Origin of the sequence: Propionivibrio sp. (genome assembly GCF_016790145.1) — a bacterium.
Taxonomy (GTDB): domain Bacteria; phylum Pseudomonadota; class Gammaproteobacteria; order Burkholderiales; family Rhodocyclaceae; genus Propionivibrio.
In genome coordinates this window covers 1-4671 of the sequence record NZ_JAEUOI010000061.1, presented here as the reverse complement: position 1 = coordinate 4671, position 4671 = coordinate 1, and the positions used below count along the sequence as shown (strand labels likewise).

2 protein-coding genes and 1 pseudogene are annotated in these 4671 nt (G+C 53.4%); 1 reads left to right on the top strand and 2 read right to left on the bottom strand.

Annotated features, from left to right (window positions below; genetic code table 11):
- Positions 1–442: 442 nt before the first annotated feature.
- Positions 443–1738, top strand: a pseudogene (gltA, locus tag JNM42_RS05830) (citrate synthase).
- Between the two features lie 258 nt (positions 1739–1996).
- Here the strand turns inward: gltA and JNM42_RS05825 are convergent.
- Both JNM42_RS05825 and JNM42_RS05820 read right to left on the bottom strand, forming a co-directional pair.
- Positions 1997–2956: an IS1595 family transposase gene (locus JNM42_RS05825; RefSeq protein WP_294267570.1), complete on the bottom strand. Its 960-nt coding sequence runs from the start codon at positions 2954–2956 to the stop codon at positions 1997–1999.
- A 1343-nt stretch (positions 2957–4299) separates the two neighbouring features.
- Positions 4300–4671 (bottom strand): cache domain-containing protein (locus tag JNM42_RS05820; RefSeq protein ID WP_294267568.1); only part of this gene is annotated, 372 nt, incomplete at its 5' end.

The window sequence follows — 4671 nt, the reverse complement described above, 5'->3', positions numbered from 1 at the left end:
CAGGGCTCGCTGAATTTTAGCGGTTTGGGGGCAGGCCGCACACTCGCCATCGATCGGCTTCTTGAGGCTGCTTATGGGGCAACTCCACACCAACGGCGGCTTTGGAAGACAAAGCTCACTGGCCGATAGTGGCGGTTATGTAAATAGAATTAGTCGTATCGTGCGCCCCGGCGAGGTGTACCGCGCGTTCGCCAGCCACCATGCAAGGGAAAAGGGATGTCGGAGGAGCAAAGTTTCTGCTATCTTATTTCAATAATCGAAGAGTTGCCTGGCTTACATTCCGCAGGTCGCTGAAGCGCAACGCGAAACCTGAACAAAATTTCTCCGGTGAAATTACGCCTATATTCGTTCAGCGACCTGCGGAATGTAAGACCAGTGTCCTGGCGCGGCGGATTAACGGATTTCGAAAAAGTCGTAAAGATGATAGCAAGAGAGAATTCCCATGAGCACTTCACGTACTGCAACCTTGATAGTCGACGATAAAACTATCGAACTCCCGGTATTGACCGGCACCCACGGCAATGACGTTATCGACATTCGCTCGCTCTACACCAAGACCGGCCTGTTCACCTATGACCCTGGCTTCCTTTCGACGGCCAGTTGCGATTCCACCATCACCTTCGTTGATGGCGACCAGGGTGTCTTGCTTTACCGCGGTTACCCCATCGAGCAATTGGCCGAAAAATGCTCCTTCCTTGACGTGGCCTATCTGCTGAAACACGGCAAGTTGCCAAACGAAAAGGAAAAGAACGATTTCGAAAGCGTCATCAAGAATCACACGATGGTGAACGAATAGATGGCCAAGTTCTATCAGGGATTCCGTCGTGACGCTCATCCGATGGCGATCATGGTCGGCATGGTCGGCGCACTCTCCGCCTTCTATTACGAAGCGGGCGACTTCTCAGACGCCGAGCATCGCAATATCAGTTTCAACCGCATCGTGGCCAAGTTGCCGACGATGGTTGCGCTGGCCCACAAATACTCGAAGGGTGAGCCCTTCATGTACCCGCGCAATGATCTGGAGTACACCGCCAACTTCATGCACATGATGTTCGGTACCCCTTGCGAAAAATACGAACCGAATACGGTCTTGGTACATGCCCTCGATACCATCTTTACCTTGCATGCAGACCACGAGCAAAACGCCTCCACCTCGACGGTTCGGCTGGCAGGTTCGTCGAGCGCCAATCCTTACGCCTGTATTTCTGCTGGTATCGGCTGCCTTTGGGGGCCAGCCCATGGCGGTGCCAATGAGGCCTGCCTGAAGATGCTTGAGGAAATTGGCGATGTGTCGCGCGCGCCTGAATACATCAAGCGCGCCAAGGACAAGAACGACACCTTCAAATTGGTGGGCTTTGGCCACCGCGTCTACAAGAATTTCGACCCGCGTGCCAAATTAATGCGCAAGATTTGTAGCGATGTATTGCAGGAACAGGGGCTTGAAAACGACCGGCTGTTCAAGCTGGCAATGGCACTGGAAAAAATCGCGCTGGAAGACGATTACTTCATCGAGAAAAAGCTCTATCCTAACGTGGATTTCTACTCGGGCATCGTGCAGAAAGCTTTGGGCATCCCGACTTCCATGTTTACCTGCATCTTCGCGCTGGCACGCACCGTAGGATGGATGGCACAGTGGGAGGAAATGATCACTGACCCGGAACACAAGATCGGTCGCCCTCGCCAGCTCTACTTGGGTGCCGCTTGCCGCGATGTCCCTGACCTGAAGATGCGTCCATGACCAGCGGACGCTGAATACTGACGCATGCCCCCGCTCTGCCAGATTGATGGCCTATATAGCATGCTCGCCCATTTGGGCACGGTTTGGCTGTCCGGTCAGCGGGTCAAAATGGGCCAAATAGTAAACACGCCAAGTTTGGGAGACAGAATGCTGACACCCCTGACACGTCGGAACGTTGAGAGATTGCAACGGGATGATGTATTCGATGTTAAGAAACCAAGTGCCTGCAGACCACTTCAGCCCCTTTGCGCTTCCAGATTAGCGTTGATCTTCAGCCAGCCTCAGCCACACCTCGGTGCGCTTCCCGGTGGTTGCGGCAGCGCGCAGCAACCGAGGCAGGATAACGGCCAGATCGAAGCGGCGATTGAATCGATATTGCATCTCGGCAAGATAACGATTGCCATACTTCTCGAAATCGAATGAATGATACGTTCCATTAATCGCTGTTTTGAGATTTCCAAGAATCGTATTGACCCAGAGGAAACAAGACATGTCGGTACTCTTGCGTTTTTTGCCAACCACCTCCTGCTCGTGATGACACCCAGCCTTGGTCACCGCAGAAAAACAAGCCAATCCGTCAGAGACCACCGTGGCGGAGGCGGCCAGATGTTTCGTCGCCCACGCTTCCACCTCGGCCAAACTGAACGTCTTCACCCTAGAGAATACGGCCAGAAGGGGATGGTGATCGTCAGTCGTCTTTACGGCGGCAATGAACGAAACCTTGTTTTCCGATCCCCGGCCCGCTTTGCCGCCAGAAAGCTCGCCCCCGAGATAGGCGTCATCGATCTCGACGCGCCCATCCAGTTGGCGCGGGGCCTCGCGCTCGGTCATTACTTGCAACAGCTTGTGCTTGAGGCGCCACGCGGTTCGATAACAGACGCCAATCAGCCGTTTGAGTTCCAGCGCCGAAACGTTATTCTTGGTCTGGGTCAGAAAGTACATGGCCTGGAACCACTTCCTCAACGGCAGCTTGGTCGCGTGAAAGATCGTGCCTGCGGTCAGCGTTGTTTGTTCTCGACAGGTAGCGCATTGAAAGGTTTTCACCTGGTCATGCCACACCACACAATGCCCCGTTCCCTGGCATTCAGGGCAGACAAACCCGTTGGGCCAGCGGCTTTTTTCAACCGCCGCTTCGCACTGACTTTCGGTTCCATACAGTTCCAGAAATTCCGTCAAGCTCATACCCGGTTGAAACTGAACTCGGTTCATCTTTGCCATGATCGCCTGCCCTCCGATAGGATTAACAGGTGTCAGGCTAACAGTAGAAAGGCTCATAGCGTGAGCCAGGCAAGCGTTGGCTGAAGATTAGCGCTAATCAGGTTGCGCTTTGGGACGGTTACGGATCGGCGATCTCGTTACTTTTGTTGAGCCCGGCTTTCTGGGCCTACCCAATGCAATGCGCTCGTCAAAATCAAATTCCACGACCTCAATGCCGCGCCTTTCCGCCTGAATGCGCCGCTCCATAATCCACGCTGGCAGCAAATCGAATTTTCGCCTGTCTGAACCAATGCGACAACTATTTGAAACTGAAGGGTATGGCATGTCTGACGTTGATTTTCCTAACGAATTGATTTTTAGTCTAGAACATTCTGACGCGCTATTCAATGTAATGCGCCAACCGCAACCGTGCCTACACACAAAACGGTATCTTGAAACCAGCGTGATTTTGCTATACTAAAGCCGTGTTTTCAGGAGAATTAGTACAACAAGATTGGTGATTAACTCATGCCTCTTATCTGTGAGAGAAGATCGGGCAAGGACCGGCGACAAAGAGAACTCGGTTTGCTTGGTAGGATTGAGCGGAGACGCCGAGTAGAAGCCCGAAAAACCGCGGTTGTCGATGTTGCTCTTTCCGAAACCGAATGGGAATTGCACTTCGGCAATGGCTCTGCCCGAGAAAACTATTCTGTTACGCCTCGATTTTGGAGTCAGGCTCCGGCTGTTACTCGCAACTACAAACCAAGATCAGGCGTTGATCGGCGGCAGGAAGACCTTGGTTTGCCCGTAAAAAGGGAGCAGAGAAAGAGAGTGGAACCGCGCCAACCAGAGATCTCCGAAATGGAACTTAGTACTTCAGAATGGGTTAGGCATTTCGGCGATCTTTATGACTCCGAAGGTGAGTATGCGATGAATCCCTTGTTCATCTCGACCCGCTTGCGTGTCAGGCGATAAACTCCACCACCTTCAAGGGTCCGGAAACTCGTTCGAGCCGAAGCCGGAACCCCGGTAATTGAGAACGCGCATGCGCTTTGTACTCAACTGGTCGGGCATGCGATTGTCAAGGTGGGTGACAATGTCCTGCGCGCTCGACTCAGGTAATCGGCGGTTATTGAGACGGCGAGGCGCTCTACACGGATTTTTAAATTCGGGCTATCCGATTTCCGTGATTGATGAGCAGCAGGAATGATGCCTTGATGCATTGGAAAGCGGTGTCAGACATTCGGAAGCTTGCAGTCCAGTACCCAAGAAAAAAAGCGGGCCACAGGCTTTCGCCCGCGGCCCAGCTTTACTGAAAAGCAGGCGGCTTCAGTCGGAAAGAACTACTTCATGCCACAGCCTGATCACTTGTAGTAGCCCACCGCGCATACCTGGTCACCGATCCTGGTGAAGTAGCTGACTTTCTGCACCAGCGGCTCCGTCGTTCCCGGACGCGGCCACTTGTAGGAAACCTCGGAGATTTTTCCTTCCTGCGCGTTCTTGTACATTTCCTCACCGATCGGCTTGCCCTCCTTGTCCTTCAGATCCTTGAGGCTCTTGCCGGTCAACGTCGGGTGGGCGGTGAAGTTCCCATCGGTTCCACCGCAGAACGGGTACAGGTCGCGATCCTTGAAACCGCCTTCGCCCTTGGCGAACTGCGTCAGTGCTCCGGGCTTGTTTGCCTTTACGGCTGCGACGGCTTTTTCGAGCATGGCTTTCGCTTCCGCTGCTGTGCC

Coding starts and splice junctions, on each gene's coding strand:
- JNM42_RS05825 (WP_294267570.1), bottom strand. CDS start 2,956: ATGGCAAAGATGAACCGAGTTCAGTTTCAACCGGGTATGAGCTTGACG.